The organism is Streptomyces sp. NPDC001380 (assembly GCF_042895785.1).
Taxonomy (GTDB): Bacteria; Actinomycetota; Actinomycetes; order Streptomycetales; family Streptomycetaceae; genus Peterkaempfera.
Window position 1 is genome coordinate 14,551 of record NZ_JBIAWP010000035.1, and the last position, 16,570, is coordinate 31,120.

Below are 16,570 nucleotides of genomic sequence, written 5' to 3' on the forward strand. Positions count from 1 at the left end.
GGGGCGCCGGGGGGGCGGGGGGGGGCCGGGGGGGCGGGGGCCGCGGGGGGCGGGGGCCCGCGGCCCCCCCCCCCCCCCCGGGGGGCCGGGGGGGGGCGGCCGGCCCGGCCGGCCCCCCACGGGCCGTGTCCGACGTCCGTCCCGCGCAAGCGCCCTGCCTGCCACAGGAAGAGAAGGGGAGAGCATGCACCAACCGCTCGCGTTCGCCGTCGCCGATCCGGACTTCTACGCACCGCTGGAGTCGGCGGCCGACCGCGGCGAGGTCTACCGTCCCGATCCGGTCCCACCGGAGTGGCAGAGCGTCGAGTCGAGCGTGTGGACCATGTGGTTCCGGCGGAAGCTGGAAGGCGTCGAGGACGGCTGGAAGGTCCACGTCTCCGCCAAGGCCGACCGTCTGCAGGCGGTGCTCGACACCGTCGCCGTGATCTGCTTCGAGCAGGACGTCCCGTTCAAGCACCTGTCGTGCCGGCTCTTCCACCAGTGGGCGCACCACAAGCACGCCCCCCGGCCGCAGAGCGGCAAATTCATCGCCGCGTACCCGTCCGGCGAGGCCGCGGCGCGGCGGCTGATGGAGGCACTGCGCGCGGCGCTGTCCGACGAGGACGGGCCGTTCATCCTCACCGACCGCCGCTTCGGCGACTCGCGGACGGTCCACTACCGGTACGGCGCCTTCGTGCCGCGCTCGCGCGTGCGTGCCGACGGCACCCGCATGCTCCTGGCCCGCGACGGTGACGGCGTCCTGGTGGAAGACCTGCGGGGAACATCGTTCCGGCCGCCGGACGGCATCAAGGACCCGTTCCGCCCTCCGACGACGGGGACGGGCGCGGGGACGGGCGCGGGCACGGGCACGGGCACGGGCACGGGCACGGTGAACGGCCCCGCGAAGCCGGTGACACTGGGCGGATACGTTTTCGAGTCGGCGCTGCGGCACAGCAACGCCGGCGGCGCGTACCGGGGTCACGAGGCGGCCACCGGCCGGCCGGTGTTCATCAAGGAGGCCCGGGCGCACACGGCCGTCGAGGCGGACGGGCGCGACGCCCGAGCGCGCCTGCGCGGCGAGTGGGAGACCCTGCAGGTCCTCCACGGGCTGGCCCCCGGGCTGGCTCCCGAGCCGCTCGCCCACTTCAGTGCCTGGGAACACGACTTCCTGGTCACGGAGTTCATCGACGGCAGGGCGATGAACAAGTGGATGGCCGCCAACAACCCGCTGATCCGGGCCGGCGCGACGGAGCACGACGTCGCCGACTACTTCGAGCGCTGCCAGAGGCTGATCGACGGGGTCGAGCAGGCCCTCGACCGCCTGCACGCCTGCGGGTACCTCTTCGTCGACGTCAGCCCCGGCAACGTGCTCGTCGACGACGACACCATCCGGCTGGTCGACTTCGAGGTCGCGCAGCGCCCCGGCACGGGCTTCAGCCCCATGGGGACGCCCGGTTACTCGCCCCCGCGCGGCCTGATCGGGGACGATCCGTCGGTGTACGACGACTACGGCGTCTCCGCGCTCGCCCAGCTGCTCGTGGGGCCGTTCCACCACGTGGTGCGCCGCAACCCCGACGTGCTGGACCACCTGCGGCACGGCATCGACCAGATCGGCCGGGTGCCGGAGCGGCTGTGGCGGCGCGCCACGAGGTACCACGCACCGGACGGCAAGGCGCGGCTGCCCGGGCCGGAGGATGTGGCGGCCGACCCACTGGTGCACCTGGCCGCTCTGCGCCTCTCGGTGGCCGACGCGCTGGTGGCGATGGCGGACGTCGGGCACCCGGAGCGGATGTTCCCCACCGTCGCGGACGGCTACCGGACCAACACGCTGTGCGTGGCGTACGGCGCCGCGGGTGTCGCACACTCGTTGCGCCGGGCGGGCCGGCCGCTGCCCGACGGCATGCTGGAGCGGCTGCGGCGCGAGGCGCTGGACAAGGCCGGCGACCTCGCCCCGGGGCTGTACGTGGGGGCGGCCGGCATCGCCAGGGTGCTGGCCGACCAAGGGCTGGTGGACGAGGCCCGGGACATCCTCGCGATTGCGGACAGGCACCCGCTGGTGGCGGAGAGCGCGACGGTGTCCGGGGGCGCCGCCGGCCTCGCGCTGGGTCACCTGGCGCTGTACGGCGCCACCCGCGACGAGCACCACGTGGAGCGGGCGCTGGCGCTGGCCCGGGCCCTGCCCGACGACGAGGGGCTGGTGGCCCGGCTGGGGCGGGACGATGCCACCGGCCTGGCGCACGGGCGGTGCGGGGTGGCACTGATGCTTCATCAGCTCGCCGCGGTCTGCGGTGACCAGGCGCTCCTGAAGCGCGGGCTGCGGCTGCTGCACACGGAGCTGGACCGCGAGGCCGCGCCGGAGGAGGCGGGCATGACCTTCCCCGTCTCGGCGGTGGACAGCCGTGCCATGCCGTACCTGTACTGCGGGTCGGCGGGGATGCTGCATGTGGCGTCCCGCTACCTGGCGGTGACCGGCGACGAGCGGCTGGCCGGGGCGGTACCGCGGCTGCTGCCGGTGATGGACGTCGCGTACACCGTGATGCCCGGCCTCTTCCAGGGCTTGTCGGGTCTGGGGTTCGCCCTCGTGGACCACGCGGCGGTCACCGGCTCGGAAGAGAGCCGGGCGGCGGCGGTGCGGACCGCGCGGAAGCTGTTCGGTTTCGCCGTGCCGCACGCCACCGGGGTACGGATGCCGGGCGACCAGCTGCTGCGCTGCAGCGCCGACCTGTGGAGCGGCTCCGCCGGTGTGCTGCTGTTCCTGACCGAGCTGCTGTCGCCGCGGCCGGACGCCTTGTTCACCGTCGACTCCCTGTCCGAGACGGCACTGCCCACCGGGCGGGGGCCCGCAGCCGGGTAGCGCCCGCCATCTCTTCGGTACGGGGCCGGGGCCGCTGCGGCCGCGGCCCCGTACCGGCACGCGTGCGGAGATCCCTTCCTCCCCTCCTTGGAGTGCCTGTGCGACGTGACGTCAATCTCTACTGGTGCGGTCAGACCGCCTCGGCGTTCGGCTCCGTGTTCACCACCATCGCCCTGCCGGTCGTGGCCCTGACGGATCTGGGGGCGACGGCCGGCGAGGTCGGTCTGATCAGCGCTGCGGCGACGGTGCCGGGCATCGTGTTCGGCCTCCTGGCCGGGGTCCTGGCGGACCGCGCAGCCCGTCCGCGGCGGGCGATGCTGCTGCTGGACCTGCTGTCGGCCGCCGCGGTCGGTGCGGTGGCCCTGGGTCTGCGTCACGGGGTGGCGTCGATCGGCTGGCTGACCGGCCTCGGTCTCGTCCAGGGGTTCCTCGGGGTCCTGCTCGGCTCCCTCTACTTCGTGCACCTGCGTCACCTGGTCGGCGCGCAGGCGATCGGGCAGACGCGGGCCCGGCTGCAGGCAGGGCAGTTCGGTGCCGCGCTGGCGGGCCGGATCCTGGCCGGTCCGGTGATCGCCCTGTTCGGCGGCGCGGCGGCGCTCGGAACGGACGCCGCCAGCTACCTGCTGAGCGCGCTGGCGCTGGCGGGCATGCGGTCCCCGGACCGGACGGCGGCGCCGCCGCGGACGGAGACCCGGCGGGAGGGCATCCGCGGGGCGGCCGCCGGGATGCGGTTCTTCGCCGGTCACCCGTTCCACCGCGCCCTGCTGCTGTTCGTGGCGGCTCCGGCGGCGGCGCTGGCCGGAGCGGCGACGCTGACCGGTCCGTTCCTGCTGCGCACCGTGCACCTGCCGGTGGGTGTGTACGGGCTGGCGTTCGTGCTGTCGGGCGTGATGGGGCTGACCGGGTCGGCCCTCGCCGAACGGCTGTTGCGTCCTGGGCGCGACGCCCGTCTGACGGTGCTGGTGTGCTTCGCCGGGGCGCTGCTGTCGTCGGTGCTGCTGCCCGTCGCGGCCGGGCCGCTGCCGCTGGCCGCGCTCTGTGCCGCGCTGGGGATCGGGCTGCCCGTGCTGTTCGGCGCGGTGGCCAACGTGGCTCTGGTGTCCGTGCTGGCGACGGACGTCGCGGAGGCGATGATGGGCCGCGCGATGGCGGCGCTCCAGGTCGTCACGTCGGCGACGGCGTTGGTGGGTGCGCTGGCCGGTGGATTCCTCGGCGACCTGCTCGGGGTCCGAGCGGCACTCTGGATGCTGGCCGGTGCCGGGCTGCTCGTCATCGGTGCGGTCGGGCCGTCGGCGGCCCGCGCGGCCCGCGGCCTGCGCGCGGCGCACGCGGACGCCGACGCGCCGGGCACGGACGGAGCGGACACCCCCGCGGCCGGACCCGCCGCGGCCACGGGAGCGTGACCGGGAGCGCCGTCCGCGCACCGGACTTACGTACGGACGTCCCGGGACACCGCACAAATATGGGGGCGGTGCCCCGATGCGCGCCGCGCGGCGCCGCCTCGACGATGTCCACGCCAGCGGTCGCACACCCTCATGGCACTTGGTCGACCCGCGCTCCCGGACGCCGGAGGAACGCCTGCATGCCTCTTCCCGACAACGAACCCCACAGCACCGTACGGTTCTCGCTGCTCGGCCCCCTTACCGGTACGAGCTGTGGGCGGACCCTGCCCCTCGGCCCGTTGAAACAGCGGATGGTCCTCGCCATGCTGCTGTGCCGCGCTGGCACCCCCGTCTCGGTGGACTCGCTGGCCGACGCCGTCTGGCCCGGCGAAGCGCCCCGGACCGCCCGCAAGAACCTGCAGAAGTACGTCTGGGCGCTGCGACGCCTCCTGTGCGAGGCCGGCCTGCCCGGACGGCTCGCCCTCGCCCCCGGCGGATACGTGCTCCGTATGTCGGAGGAGGAGGTCGACACCCTGAGGTTCCGGGCGCTGGCCTCGGCGGGACGCGACGCCGCCCGCGACGGCGACCCGGACACCGCCGCCGAGTTGCTGCGCCAGGCGCTCGACCTGTGGCAGGGGCCGCCCCTGGCGGAACTGTCGGACTCCGGGCCGCTGCAGGCCGAGGCCGACCGGCTGACCGACCGCTACCTCTCCGCCTACGAGACCTGGGCCGAGATCGCCTCGGCCCGGGGCCGCAACGCCGAGGTCGCCGAGGCGGTCGCCGAGGTCGCCGAGCGGCATCCGCTGCGGGAGCGGCTGCGCGCCATCCAGATGATCGCGCTGCACCGCGACGGGCGGCAGGGCGAGGCCCTCGCCGTCTACGAGACGCTGCGGCAGCTGCTCGCCCGCGAGCTGGGGCTGGCGCCCAGTGCGGCCATGGAGGAAATGTACCGGGAGGTGCTGGCCGGTACGCTCGGCGCCTCCGCGGCCCCCAAGGCCGCCGTCCCTCGACGGACCCCGACGCGAACGCTGCTGCCCCCCGACACGCCCGACTACACCGGCCGCCGGAGGCAGCTGGCCGAGCTGCGTGACGCGGTACGGCGCCGGAACGGCCACGTCGCCGTGCTGGTCGGGCCGGTGGGCACCGGCAAAAGCACCCTGATGGTCCGTCTGGCGCACTCCCTGCGCGAGGATTTCCCCGACGGCCGGTTCCTCGTCGACCTCCGTCGGGCCGGCGGTACGAAGCGGCCGCTCACCGCTGTCCTCGGCGAGCTGGCCCGCGCCGCCCGGCTGGACCGGGTCTCCGCACTGCTGCCCGACCACCCGGCGCAGGCGGCCGCGCTGTGGCGGGACTGGTTCGCCGAGCACCGGGTGCTGCTGCTCCTGGAGAACGCCCCCGACGAGGCGGCCGTGCGGCCGCTGCTGCCGGGCACCGGCGCGGGCGCGGCCGTGATCGCCTCGCGTTCGTGGCTCGCCGGACTGGCCAGTGTCCACCGGATCGCCCTGGCGCCGCTTCCCGTCGAGGAGGCGATGGAGCTGCTCGCCCGCATCATCGGCCCGTCGCGTGTCCGCGCCGACCGCGCCTCCGCCCGGCGGATCGTCGAGGCCGGCGGGCTGTCACCGCTGGCCGTACGGATCAGCGGCCAGCGGCTGGCCGTCCTGCGCCACATCCCGCTGGCCGAGTACGCGGCCCGGCTGGCCGAGCCGGAAGCAGTGATGGACGAGCTCGCCGCCGGCGATCTCACCATCCGCAACCGGATGGCGGACGGCTGGCAGGCACTGACGGATCCCGGCCGGTCAGCTCTGCTCCGTCTCGGGCGGCTGCCGCTGGCCCGGCCCTTCACCCTGGGCGACGCCGCGACGGCCCTGGACTGTCCGGAGCCCGCGGCGCTGCGCGTCCTGGAACTGCTCATCCATGCCGGGGCACTTGTCTCCCCGGCGACCGAGGTCACCGCACACGCGGCCCTGTACGAGCTGCCCCGGCTGGCGCACCTCTACCTCCGGGAGCTCGGCGGACGCGGGGAACCGGTCGCAGCCCCGGCCGGAAGAGCGGATATGCCGGTTGTGAACCACCGGGCAACCGCTCCGGGACCGATGGGCGCCACAGTGCTCACGACACCGTACGACCACGCGGCAGAGGAGGGCACATGGAACTGGGCGAGCTGATCGCACTGCGCCCCGTCCCGGCAGCCGGGCTTCTGCTGACGCTCACCCGGCGCTGCCCGCTGTCCTGCGCCCACTGCTCAACCTCCTCCACGATGGCGGGCGAGCAGACGGCGGCGGACCGGCTGCGCCGCTTCGTCGCCTCGTTCACCGCCCGCAACGCCCCTCGGGTCGTTCTCCTCACCGGCGGCGAACCGCTCCTTCGCCCCGGCCTGACCGCAGAACTCGCCGCGCTGGCCCGCGCGGCGGGCACCCGTACCGCCCTGCTGAGCGGCATGTTCTTCGCCCGGGGAGGCAGGCCCGTGCCGGCGCGGATCATGCGGGCGGTCACCGCGGCCGACCACTTCTCGGCCAGCCTCGACGTCCACCACGAGCGCGAGGTGCCGCGCGCCGACGTGTTCGCCGCCGTCCGGCGGATCCTCGACGCGGGGGTGCCCGCGAGCTTCCACCTGACCGGGACGGGCCCCGACGACCCGTACCTCGCCGACGTCGTCTCCGCCGTCCGCCGCGAGTTCGCCGACCGGGTCCCGATGCTGGTGAACGACGTCCGGCCGGTCGGGCGCGCCGCATCCTGGGCCGGCGCCGCCACCCGGCCGGACACCGACGGAGGCGCGGCCGTGCCCTGCCCGATGGCCGCCTGGCCGACGGTCGCCTTCGACGGCACGGTCGTGGCCTGCTGCAACCAGCAGACGGTGGACGACCGGCCCGTGCCCGCCCACCTGCTCCTCGGGCACGTCGCCGAGGACGACTGGGAGACGGTACGCCACCGCTGCCTCGGCTCCCCCATGCTGCGCCTGCTCCGCGTCGTGGGGCCGGGGCACCTCATGGCCCGGTACACATCCGGGGCGCCCGACTGCGGCCGGTGCGCGACCTGCCGGACCCTCGCCGACCGGTCCGAGGTCCTGGCGGGAGCCGGACGGGACGGCGCCGGACCCGTCGGCGAACTCCTCGACCGCCACTCCACGCACACCCAACTGGCGGCAGGTCCCGTCGCGTTCGTCCACCGCAACGGTGTCTCCGCATACGCCGGCCTGGTCTCCCCCACCGACGGCGGAGGCCGGCCATGACCCTCTCTGCCCACAGGACCGCACCCGGCCGCGCCCCGGCATCGTCCACCGCCTCCGCCGTGCTGCGCACCAGGCTCGGACTCGCCGTGCCCACCCTGCAGGCCGCCTGCGCGGCGCTGTGGCAGCCCGCCGGACTGCGCCCGCGCTACCTCCGTTACCTCACCGCCATGCACGCGCTCGTCCAGGCGTCCGTCCCGCTCATGGAACTGGCCGCCCGCCGCTGCGCGGAGACCCCCGGTGATCCGCTCGCCGACCGGCTGGGCCGTTATCTCGCCGCGCATGTCGAGGAGGAACGCGACCACGACGCCTGGCTGCTCGCCGACTTCGCCGTAGCCGGCGGCGACCCGGCCGCGCTCCTCGCGGCGCAGCCGCCGACCGCCGTCGCCGAACTCGCCGGCGCCCAGTACTACTGGATCGAGCACCACCACCCGGTTGCCCTGCTCGGATACATCCTCACCCTGGAGTGCAACGCGCCCTCGCCCCGGCTGGCCGCGCGGCTCGCACGGGACACCGGGCTGCCCCCGGCGGCCTTCCGCACGGTGCACGAGCACGCCGCACTCGACGGCGGGCACGCGGCCGATCTCGACGCCCTGCTCGACGAACTGCCGCTGACGCCTGCGCAGCTCACAGCGGTGGCCGTCAGTGCCCTCCACACCGCAGACGGGATCACCCGTCTGTTCGTCGGGCTTACTGCATCTGGAGACCAGTGATGACCAATCGGCAGCACATCCTGCACCGACTGCAGGAGGCGGGCTTCGTCCTCGACGCCTTCACCGAGGAGCAGCAGGAGGTCCTGGAAGGGCTCAGCCCGCAGGAGCTCTCCCTGCTCCTCGACATCAAGAACCGGCTCGACGAGGTCGGGCCCGAGGTACAGGCCCACGCCGAGATCGCCGGCGGCGCACTGTTCTGACCCCACCCCGGAAACGCGGGCGCCCCCCGTACGAGGCGCCCTGTCCGTCCGACGATCTCGCTGAAGGTGGACCGGCATGTCCTGCACCTACTGCCGCCAGTCGTTGCCGCCCGGCGCCCGGTTCTGCCCGTCCTGCGGCACGCCGTGTGCCGGCGCCCCGCAGGGACCGGGGGGCACGCCACAGGAGGGCCGCAAGGTGGTCACCGTCCTGTTCTGCGACATGGTCGGATCCACCGCGCTCTCGGGCGCCCTCGACCCGGAGACCCTGCGCGGCGTGACCCTGCGCTACTTCGAGCTGATGCGCCATCAGATCGAGACACACGGCGGCACACTGGAGAAGTTCATCGGCGACGCCGTGATGGCCGTGTTCGGCGTGCCGACCGTACGGGAGGACGACGCGCGACGCGCCCTGGCGGCCTCTCTGGGCATGCTGGCGGCACTCGAAGAGCTCAACGCCGACCTCGACGCCGCACTCGGGGTGCGCCTGGGCGTCCGGATCGGCATCAACACGGGCCGGGTCGTCGCAGGAGCCGACTCCTCCGCACGGCAGGCCCTCGTCTCCGGCGAGACCGTCAACATCGCCGCCCGGCTGGAACAGAACGCAGGCCCCGGCGAGGTGCTGATCGGCCCGGACACCCTCCTCGCCGCCGGCCCCACCGTGCAGGCCCAGGAGGTCGGCGCCCTCACGCTCAAGGGCAAAGCGGACCCGGTCACCGCCCACCGCCTGCTGGGCCTCGGCGAGGACGACCCCGTGTCGCTGCGCCGCTTCGACCTGCGCTTCGTCGGGCGGCGGCGCGAACTGGCGGCACTCGACGAGGCGTTCGCCGACACGGCGGCAGGCGGTGGCGCCCGGCTGGTCACCGTCTCCGGCGAGGCCGGGCAGGGCAAGACCCGGCTGGTCCGCGAGTGGCTGGAACGCACCGGCCCCTCCGCCCTCGTGCACGGCTCCGGACGCTGCCGGACCTACGGCGGCCGGGGCAGCCTCGGACCGCTCGCCGACGCACTCGCCGACCTGCTCCCCCCGCCCCACCGCCCCGCACCGCCCCGCACCGCCCCGCTCGCGGGCACCGGGCCGGGCACACCGCCGACCGACAGCCCCTGCCCGTGCGACCTGCACCGCACCACCGCTCCGGCAGAGCGTGCCGCCCTCTCCGAAGCCCTGGCCGTGCTCGACAGCGGCCTGCTGCTCGACGGCACACCCAACCCGTCCGTGGACGACACCTGCGGCGCACTCCTCCGGGTGCTCACCGCACTCGCCGCCCGGCAGCCGGTGGTCCTCGTCGTCGACGACTGCCAGTGGGCCGGTCCGCTGCTGCTGGACGTACTCGACCGGCTCGTCGACCGGCTCGGCCGCGCCGCCGTCCTCCTGATCTGCCCGGCACGCCCCGAAGCTGCCGAGACCTGGTCCGCCTCCCGACGGACCGCGGTGACCCTCACCGGCCTGTCCCCGCAGGAGTGCACGCGGCTCGCCGCCGAACTCGTCGCCGGCGCCGACCACGACCCGGACGGCTCGGCCCTGCTCGAACGCACCGGCGGCAACCCGCTCCACCTGGAGCACCTGCTCTCCGCACTCGACGGCGGTGACGGGGAGGGCGGCGGGCAAGCCCCCGAACTGCCGCCCACCGTGCAGGCGCTCCTCGGCGCACGGATCGACGCGCTCTGCGCCGCGGACCGCAGCACCCTCGACCTCGCCGCCGTGCTGGGCCGCGAGTTCACCGTACACGAACTCACCGACCTCGCCGGCCGCAGCACGCAGGGCCGGGCCGGCCAGGACCCGCCCCCACTGCGTCCCACACTGGTCGGACTCAGCCGCCGCCGCCTGATCGAGCCCGCCTCCCGGCCCGTTGCCGACCCCACGTCGTTCCGCTTCACCAGCGGGCTCGTCCAGGAGGTGGCCTACCAGTGCATGTCCAAGCGCACCCGCTCCGACCTGCACGCCTGCGCCGCAGCCCTCCCCTCGGTCCGCACCGCCGGCCCCGCGGGCATCGGCTACCACCTCGAGCTCGCCCACCGTTACCGGCGCGAGCTCGGCATCACCGACGCGGACACCGAGAGGCTGCGCCGCGGCGCGGCGGAGTCCCTCGCCGAGGCAGGTGGCCGTGCCCTCGACCGCTCCGACCTCCTCCGCGCGGAGCACCTGCTCTCCCGCGCCGCCGCCCTGAACCAACCCGGGGAGCCCGCCGCGGTACCGACCACCCGCAGGCTCGGCGAGGTCAACCTCGCCCTCGGCCGCGCCGAACAGGGCCGCGCCCTGCTCGGCGCTGCACTCGCCGCAGTCGAGCACCCCGCGGAGAGCGCCCACGCCCGGCTCGCCCTCGCCGTGGACGCGGGGCCCGACGCCCACGCCGTACCGCAGGCGGCGCTGGCCGTCCTGCCGGTCTTCGAGGCGGCCGCGGACGACCTCGGCCAGGCACGCGCCTGCCTGCGCCTGGCCCAGCACCATCAGGGCCTCGGCCGGCACGGCGATGCCGACCGGCTGCTGCTCCGGGCGCTGCGCCACACCATCCGGGCCGACGCCGAACCCGAACGCGCCGCCGCTCTGGGCGCGATGGGCATCTCCCTGTGGCGGGGGCCCGAGCCGGTGCCGTCCGCCGTGGACCGTTGCCGCTCCCTCCTCGCCGACCACGGCCGGGGTCGGCGCACCGTGCAGGTGACGCTCAACTGCCCACTGGCCGTCCTCCTCGCCCTGCGGGACGAGCACGAAGCCGCCCGCGAACACCTCGCGCTCGCCGGCCGGCTCGCCCGCGAACTCGGCTTCGCCGAGGCCCGGATCTTCCTGCCGCTCTTCGGCGCGGCCGTGCACTCCGCCGCCCGCGAGCACGGCACGGCCCTCGACCTGCTCGGCGAGGCCGCCCTTGCCGCACGGGCCCTGGAAGCCGAGTCGCTGCTGCGCACCGTCAACCTGGAATCCGCCCGGCTCCTCCTGGACACCGGCGACACCGGCGAGGCCCGCCGCGTTCTCGGTGCAACGGCCGCTCCGCCCGACGGCGGCCCCGACACCGAGACCGCGGACCACGACGGCCTGCAGGCACGCCTCGCCGCGGGCCGCGGCGACGCCGGCCGTGCCCTGCGACTCGCCGCGCGGGCCGTCCGGAGCGCGGACCGGACCGACTCCCCCCTGGTACGGGCCCAGGCAGCACTCGACACAGCCACCACCCTGCAGCTGCTCGGCCGCGGCCCGGAGGCGGCGGCCGCCGCCGCCCGCGCCGGCCGGTGGTTCGGCGCGAAGGGGCACCTGCCCGGCGTCCGGTGGGCCGCCGCCTTCCAGCCGGCCGACAGTACCGCCGCACCCGGCGGCCACGCGCCCGGCGCAGGACCGAACCCGCACGTGCGCAGAAGGGAAGTCACCACATGACCCCCACGGCCCCCACCGGGGACGGCAGGCTCACCTGGAGTCTGCGCGGCAGGAGCCCCCAGGACATCACCGTCACCGCCGACGGCGTGCCGGCGGGCCTGCAGCAGCAACCGCTCCAAGGCACCGGCCGCGGTGTCCGGGTGTGTGTGGTGGACTCCGGCGTCGAACGCGACCATCCGCTCATCGGCCCGCTCGGCGGCTCCTGGGTCGCCGTCAAGGACGGCGACGGCATCGAGGTGCGTACCACCGACACCGGCGACACCTGCGGCCACGGCACAGCCTGCGCCGGGATCATCAGGCGCGCCGCACCCGACTGCGAGATCCACAGCGTCCGGGTACTGGGCGAACGCTTCTCCGGCACCGGCGACATCCTTCTTGCAGGGCTGCGGTGGGCCGTGGAGCAGGGCTTCGACGTGGTGAACCTGAGCCTGTCCACCACCCGCACCCGCTTCGCCGAGGAACTCCACGCGCTCGTGGACGCGGCCTACTTCCACCGCACCGTGATCGTCGCCTCCGCCCACAACACCCCGGTGGAGAGCTTCCCCTGGCGGTTCGCCTCCGTGATCTCCGTCGGCAGCCACCAGGAGGACGACTCCGACCTGCACCTGTACAACCCGGACCCGCCCGTGGAGTTCTTCGCCCCCGGCCAGAACGTGGAGGTGCCCTGGCTCGGCGGCACCTCGATCCGCAGCACCGGCAACAGCTTCGCCACGCCCTACGTCGCCGGGCTCTGCGCAAGGTTCCTCTCCGCGAACCCGCGGATGACGACCTTCCAGCTGAAGAACGCGCTCTACCTCTCCGCCGCCAACGTCCGTATCACCGCCCGCAGCCCCGAAGGTGCCTGATGTCCTCTGCCGCCGAGCCCGCCACACAGTCCGCCCACCCCGTCGCCCTCGAACTGCTCCAGTCGGTCGTCGACGTCGCGAGAGCCATCTTCGGCGCCCAGGCCAGCTCCGTCTTCCTCCTCGACGAGGCGACCGACGAGCTCGTCTTCCAGGCCGTCTCCGGCCAGGGAGAGGAGTTCCTCGTCGGCCGCCGGTTCCCCGCCGACCGTGGGATCGCCGGATGGGTCGCCACCTCGGGCGAACCCATGGTCGTCGACCGGCTGGCGCAGAACACCGCGTTCGACCGGACCTTCGCCAAGTCGACCCAGTACGTCCCCGACGCGCTGATGGCCGTTCCCCTCCTGCACGACCACCAGACCCTGGGCGTGCTGGAAGTCCTCGACCCTTCCCCGCAGACCCGATCCAGCCTCGACGAACTCGAACTGCTGTCGATGTTCGCCCGGCAGGCCGCAACGGCGCTGCGCCTGGTCACCCACCACCGGCCGGCCGCAGTCCGCGCGCTCACCGCCGACGACCACGTCACGGCGGCCCGCCTCCTCACCCAGCTCCAGGAACTGCTCGACGTGCCCGGTACGCCCTGAACACCCGCACCGCCGGCGCCGCCGCCACAGTTCCGCCGAGAACACCAGCACCACCGTGAACACCCGCACCACCCCCACCGCACCACCCCCACCGCACCACCCGCACCGCCGCCACCCGCACCGCCGCCACCCGCGACCCGACGCCTGAAGGAGCAGCATTGACACCGTCACCCGCCACCTCATCCGCTCCCCTCCAGGCCGGGGACCCCGCGGTCTACGAGGAGGTCGTCCGCGCCGCGCTGCACGGCCTCGACGCCGACGACTGGACGCTCTCGCCCTCGCCACTGTGGTGGTACGTCTCCCGGCCCACGGCGGTTCTGCGTGAGCAGGGTTGGAAGATCCACGTCCCGGCCACTCCGCTCTCGGCACCGACTGTGCTCTCACGAGTCGCCGGGGTGCTCGTCGGCGAGCGGGTTCCGTTCAAGTTCGCCAGGACGCCCCGCCTGCTGACCGACCTCGTGGCGATGGACCAGGAGCGCGGCAGCGGGGGCAAGTTCGTGACCGTCTACCCGGCGGACGACGAGCAGTTCCGGCGGCTCGCCGCGGCGCTCCACCGGGCGACCGCCGGCCTCGCCGGGCCGAGCATCCTCTCCGACCTGCCCTACCTCCCCGGCAGCCTCGTGCACTACCGCTACGGGGTCTTCCGCGGCACCGGCCGGCTCACCGTCGACGGCACGGTCGAGCCGATGCTCCGCGCCCCGGACGGCGGCCTCGTCCGCGACCGCAGGCAGGCCCGTTTCGCACCTCCGGCCTGGGCCGTCCCGCCCCTGCCGTACCCAGCACCCGCATCCGGCCCCTCACCTGCGCCCGGCCGGCCCGCGGCCGTCCTCCTGGGCGATCGCTACGAGGTCCGGTCGGCGCTCCGCCACTCCTACCGCGGCGGGGTCTATCTCGCCACGGACCGCGTCACCGGGCAGGACGTCGTGGTCAAGGAGGCCCGCAGCCACGTCGGGGCGACCTTGACCGGCACCGACGCGACCGACCTGCTGCGCCACGAGGCCGCGGTGCACGCGCGCCTCGCCGGGTCGGGTATCGCCCCCGAGGCGCACGGGCTCCTCACACAGGGCGGCCACCACTACCTGGTGCAGGAGCGCGTGCCGGGCCGCACCCTGCGTCGCTGGACGGCCGAGCACCTCGACGCGGGCCGCACCCCGCCCACGGACACCGTCGGCGAGCTGGCCCGCGTCGTCGCGCAGGTGCACCGGCTGGGCCTGGTGCTACGGGATCTCTCTCCGGACAACGTCATGGTGACGCCCGACGGCGAGGTGCGGCTGATCGACCTGGAAGCCGTCACCGAGCCGGGCGCCGAGGTGCGGACCGTCCGTACGCCGGGCTACTCCGCCCCGGAGACACCCGGCGGTGGGGCTGTCGGACCGGCGCCCGGTCCGGAGGCGGACTTCTACAGCCTCGGGGCGGTGCTCCTCCACGTGCTGACCGGCGCCGACCCCGTGTTCGCACCGGACCGGCCGGCCCTCCGCGGCCACGACGAACGCCTCGCCCTGCTGGTGGACTCCGTCCTGCCGGACGGTCCGGAGACGCGTTCCCACCGGCAGGCCGTACTGGCCATGACGGCCGAGGACCCCGCCGCGCGCTGGGGCCCCGACCGGCTGCGGGCACACCTCGTCCGGCCCCGGCCCGTGCCGCGCGCGGCGGCGGCCCCCGCACCCGTGCCGGCGGCCACCGACCGGATCCTCGACGACGGCCTCACCTGGCTCCTGGACAACATGGCCCCGGCCGGCCAGGAGCGGCTCTGGCCCGCCGGGCCATCCGGTGAGCGGACCGACCCGCTCAACGTGCAGCACGGTGCCGCCGGGGTGCTCGGCGTCCTCGCCGAAGCCGGCCGGCACAGCACCGACCCACGGCTGCACGCCGGTGTCGCGCAGGCCGCCCGCTGGATCACCGCCCGTACGGCGGGGCCGGACCCACACCTGCCGGGCCTGTACTTCGGCCGCTCCGGCACCGCATGGGCCCTGCTCGACGCGGCCCGGCTGCTCGACGACGAGGCCCTGACCGGCCACGCTGTCCGGCTCGCCCGCGCCGTTCCGGTGCGGTGGCCCAACCCGGACGTCTGCCACGGGGTGGCCGGAGCGGGCCTCACCCAGCTGCACTTCTGGCAGGTCACCGGCGAGCCAGGATTCCGTGTCCGCGCCGTCGCCGCCGCCGAGCACCTGCTGGCGGCCGCAGTGCCGGGCCACGCGGGCACGGTCTGGCCCGTGCCGCGGGGTTTCGACTCGGACCTCGCAGGGATCGCCCACTACGGTTTCGGCCACGGCGCCGCCGGAATCGGCACCTTCCTCCTCCTGGCCGGTCTGGCCGCCGGGCGTGACGACTTCGTGGCCGCCGCGCAGCAGGCCGGTGCGACGCTGCTGGCCGCAGGCCGCCTGCAGGAGGGCGCCGCGGGCTGGGCCGCGGACGACCGCCGCCCCGACGCGCCGACCCATGCGCCGCACTGGTGCAGCGGTGCGTCCGGGATCGGCACCTTCCTCATCCGCCTCTGGCGGGCCGGCGGCGATCCGCGCCACCGGGAGGCCGCCGAGGCGGCAGCGGTCGCCGTCCACCGAGGGCGGCACCGCGCTTCCCCGGCCGCGTGTCACGGCCTCGCGGGCGACGCGCAGTTCCTGCTCGATCTCGCCGACGCCCTCGACGAACCCCGTTACCGCCGCCACGCGCACGAGCTTGTCGCCTGCGTGCATGCGCGGCACGTCCTCCACGAGGACCTGATGCTTGTCCCCGACGAGACCCTGACCGGGGTCAGCGCGGCCTTCAACACCGGTCTGGCAGGGGTGCTCGGCCTGATGGTCAGGCTGCGGCACGGCGGGGCACGACCGTGGCTCCCCACCGGGGAGTCCCGACCCGCGCGAAGGGAGGTGATTCGACATGACGACTGACGTGAACGCACTGCAGCAGCTGGAGCTCGACGCTCTGGTGGACGACGGCTGGATCTGCCCCATCATCAGCTGCTGGTCCAGCGGCTGGTCCGACCCGGCGGAGCAGTGACCTGCCCAGCCGTGAACGCCCGACGGCCGTCGCCCCGCACCGGGGCGGCGGCCGTCGCCCTCGGCCGAACCGGCACCGCGTCCTGCGGCGCAGCGGTGCAGCGGTGCAGCGGTGCAGCGGTGCAGGTGAAGCATGCCCGGTCTCCCGCCGGCCCGGGTGCGCCCGACATCGTCGGACTGAGCCCGCCCCCCCTGCCCGCCGCGCGCTGAGCGGACGCGAATAGTGAGCCCCGGAAACGTGAACGACGTCTGCGCGTACGAGCGCTCACGGCTCACGTCCTTGCAGGACGATCCGGGTCTTGGGCGGATGCGGTTGCGGCCCGGCCTCCTCCGTCCCGCCGCCGTGAGCTGCACTGATTTTCGTGGAGTCCTTGAAGCCTGGGTTACGATCCAGGCGTAAGGAGAACTACAGCAGTGCCAGCACCCCGGAAGTACCCCG

At 74.8% G+C, this 16,570-nt stretch carries 11 protein-coding genes; all 11 read left to right on the plus strand.

The window, feature by feature from the left end:
* The first annotated feature begins 184 nt into the window (after positions 1–184).
* The 11 genes from lanKC to ACFY07_RS27055 all read left to right on the plus strand — a co-directional run bounded on the left by lanKC (position 185) and on the right by ACFY07_RS27055 (position 16,132).
* Entirely contained in the window at positions 185–2,833 is a 2,649-nt protein-coding gene (gene lanKC / locus ACFY07_RS27005; RefSeq protein ID WP_390872153.1) for a class III lanthionine synthetase LanKC, read from the plus strand.
* A 98-nt stretch (positions 2,834–2,931) separates the two neighbouring features.
* Complete coding sequence (locus tag ACFY07_RS27010; protein WP_390872154.1) at positions 2,932–4,236, plus strand: MFS transporter; 1,305 nt, start codon at positions 2,932–2,934, stop codon at positions 4,234–4,236.
* A gap of 179 nt (positions 4,237–4,415) precedes the next feature.
* The gene (locus ACFY07_RS27015) at positions 4,416–6,380 is read left to right on the plus strand and encodes a BTAD domain-containing putative transcriptional regulator (RefSeq protein WP_390872155.1); all 1,965 of its coding nucleotides are present in this window, start codon (positions 4,416–4,418) and stop codon (positions 6,378–6,380) included.
* On the plus strand, positions 6,362–7,444 hold the full coding sequence (locus ACFY07_RS27020) for a radical SAM protein (protein ID WP_390872156.1): 1,083 nt from the start codon (positions 6,362–6,364) through the stop codon (positions 7,442–7,444). The genes ACFY07_RS27015 and ACFY07_RS27020 overlap by 19 nt, the downstream gene beginning before the upstream one ends.
* Positions 7,441–8,154, plus strand: a complete 714-nt coding sequence (locus ACFY07_RS27025; protein ID WP_390872157.1) for an iron-containing redox enzyme family protein — start codon at positions 7,441–7,443, stop codon at positions 8,152–8,154. Before ACFY07_RS27020 ends, ACFY07_RS27025 begins: the two co-directional genes overlap by 4 nt.
* The gene (locus ACFY07_RS27030) at positions 8,154–8,354 is read left to right on the plus strand and encodes an aroma-sacti cluster domain-containing protein (protein WP_390872158.1); all 201 of its coding nucleotides are present in this window, start codon (positions 8,154–8,156) and stop codon (positions 8,352–8,354) included. The genes ACFY07_RS27025 and ACFY07_RS27030 overlap by 1 nt, the downstream gene beginning before the upstream one ends.
* A 196-nt stretch (positions 8,355–8,550) precedes the next feature.
* Positions 8,551–11,709 (plus strand): adenylate/guanylate cyclase domain-containing protein, encoded by a 3,159-nt coding sequence (locus ACFY07_RS27035; RefSeq protein WP_390872159.1) that lies wholly within the window; start codon positions 8,551–8,553, stop codon positions 11,707–11,709.
* The gene (locus tag ACFY07_RS27040) at positions 11,706–12,554 is read left to right on the plus strand and encodes a S8 family serine peptidase (RefSeq protein WP_390872160.1); all 849 of its coding nucleotides are present in this window, start codon (positions 11,706–11,708) and stop codon (positions 12,552–12,554) included. Before ACFY07_RS27035 ends, ACFY07_RS27040 begins: the two co-directional genes overlap by 4 nt.
* Positions 12,554–13,135, plus strand: a complete 582-nt coding sequence (locus ACFY07_RS27045; RefSeq protein ID WP_390872162.1) for a GAF domain-containing protein — start codon at positions 12,554–12,556, stop codon at positions 13,133–13,135. Before ACFY07_RS27040 ends, ACFY07_RS27045 begins: the two co-directional genes overlap by 1 nt.
* A 158-nt stretch (positions 13,136–13,293) precedes the next feature.
* Positions 13,294–16,023: a class IV lanthionine synthetase LanL gene (gene lanL / locus ACFY07_RS27050; RefSeq protein ID WP_390872163.1), complete on the plus strand. Its 2,730-nt coding sequence runs from the start codon at positions 13,294–13,296 to the stop codon at positions 16,021–16,023.
* Positions 16,013–16,132 carry an ALQxL family class IV lanthipeptide gene (locus ACFY07_RS27055; RefSeq protein ID WP_390872164.1) on the plus strand — a complete coding sequence of 40 codons (120 nt, stop codon included), beginning with the start codon at positions 16,013–16,015 and terminating at the stop codon, positions 16,130–16,132. The genes lanL and ACFY07_RS27055 overlap by 11 nt, the downstream gene beginning before the upstream one ends.
* Positions 16,133–16,570: the final 438 nt, after the last annotated feature.

Bases quoted from the DNA above. Each gene is read 5' to 3' on its own strand.
- lanKC (WP_390872153.1), top strand. From the start codon at position 185: ATGCACCAACCGCTCGCGTTCGCCGTCGCCGATCCGGACTTCTACGCA.
- ACFY07_RS27015 (WP_390872155.1), top strand. From the start codon at position 4,416: ATGCCTCTTCCCGACAACGAACCCCACAGCACCGTACGGTTCTCGCTG.
- ACFY07_RS27020 (WP_390872156.1), top strand. From the start codon at position 6,362: ATGGAACTGGGCGAGCTGATCGCACTGCGCCCCGTCCCGGCAGCCGGG.
- ACFY07_RS27025 (WP_390872157.1), top strand. From the start codon at position 7,441: ATGACCCTCTCTGCCCACAGGACCGCACCCGGCCGCGCCCCGGCATCG.
- ACFY07_RS27030 (WP_390872158.1), top strand. From the start codon at position 8,154: ATGACCAATCGGCAGCACATCCTGCACCGACTGCAGGAGGCGGGCTTC.
- ACFY07_RS27040 (WP_390872160.1), top strand. From the start codon at position 11,706: ATGACCCCCACGGCCCCCACCGGGGACGGCAGGCTCACCTGGAGTCTG.
- ACFY07_RS27045 (WP_390872162.1), top strand. From the start codon at position 12,554: ATGTCCTCTGCCGCCGAGCCCGCCACACAGTCCGCCCACCCCGTCGCC.
- ACFY07_RS27055 (WP_390872164.1), top strand. From the start codon at position 16,013: ATGACGACTGACGTGAACGCACTGCAGCAGCTGGAGCTCGACGCTCTG.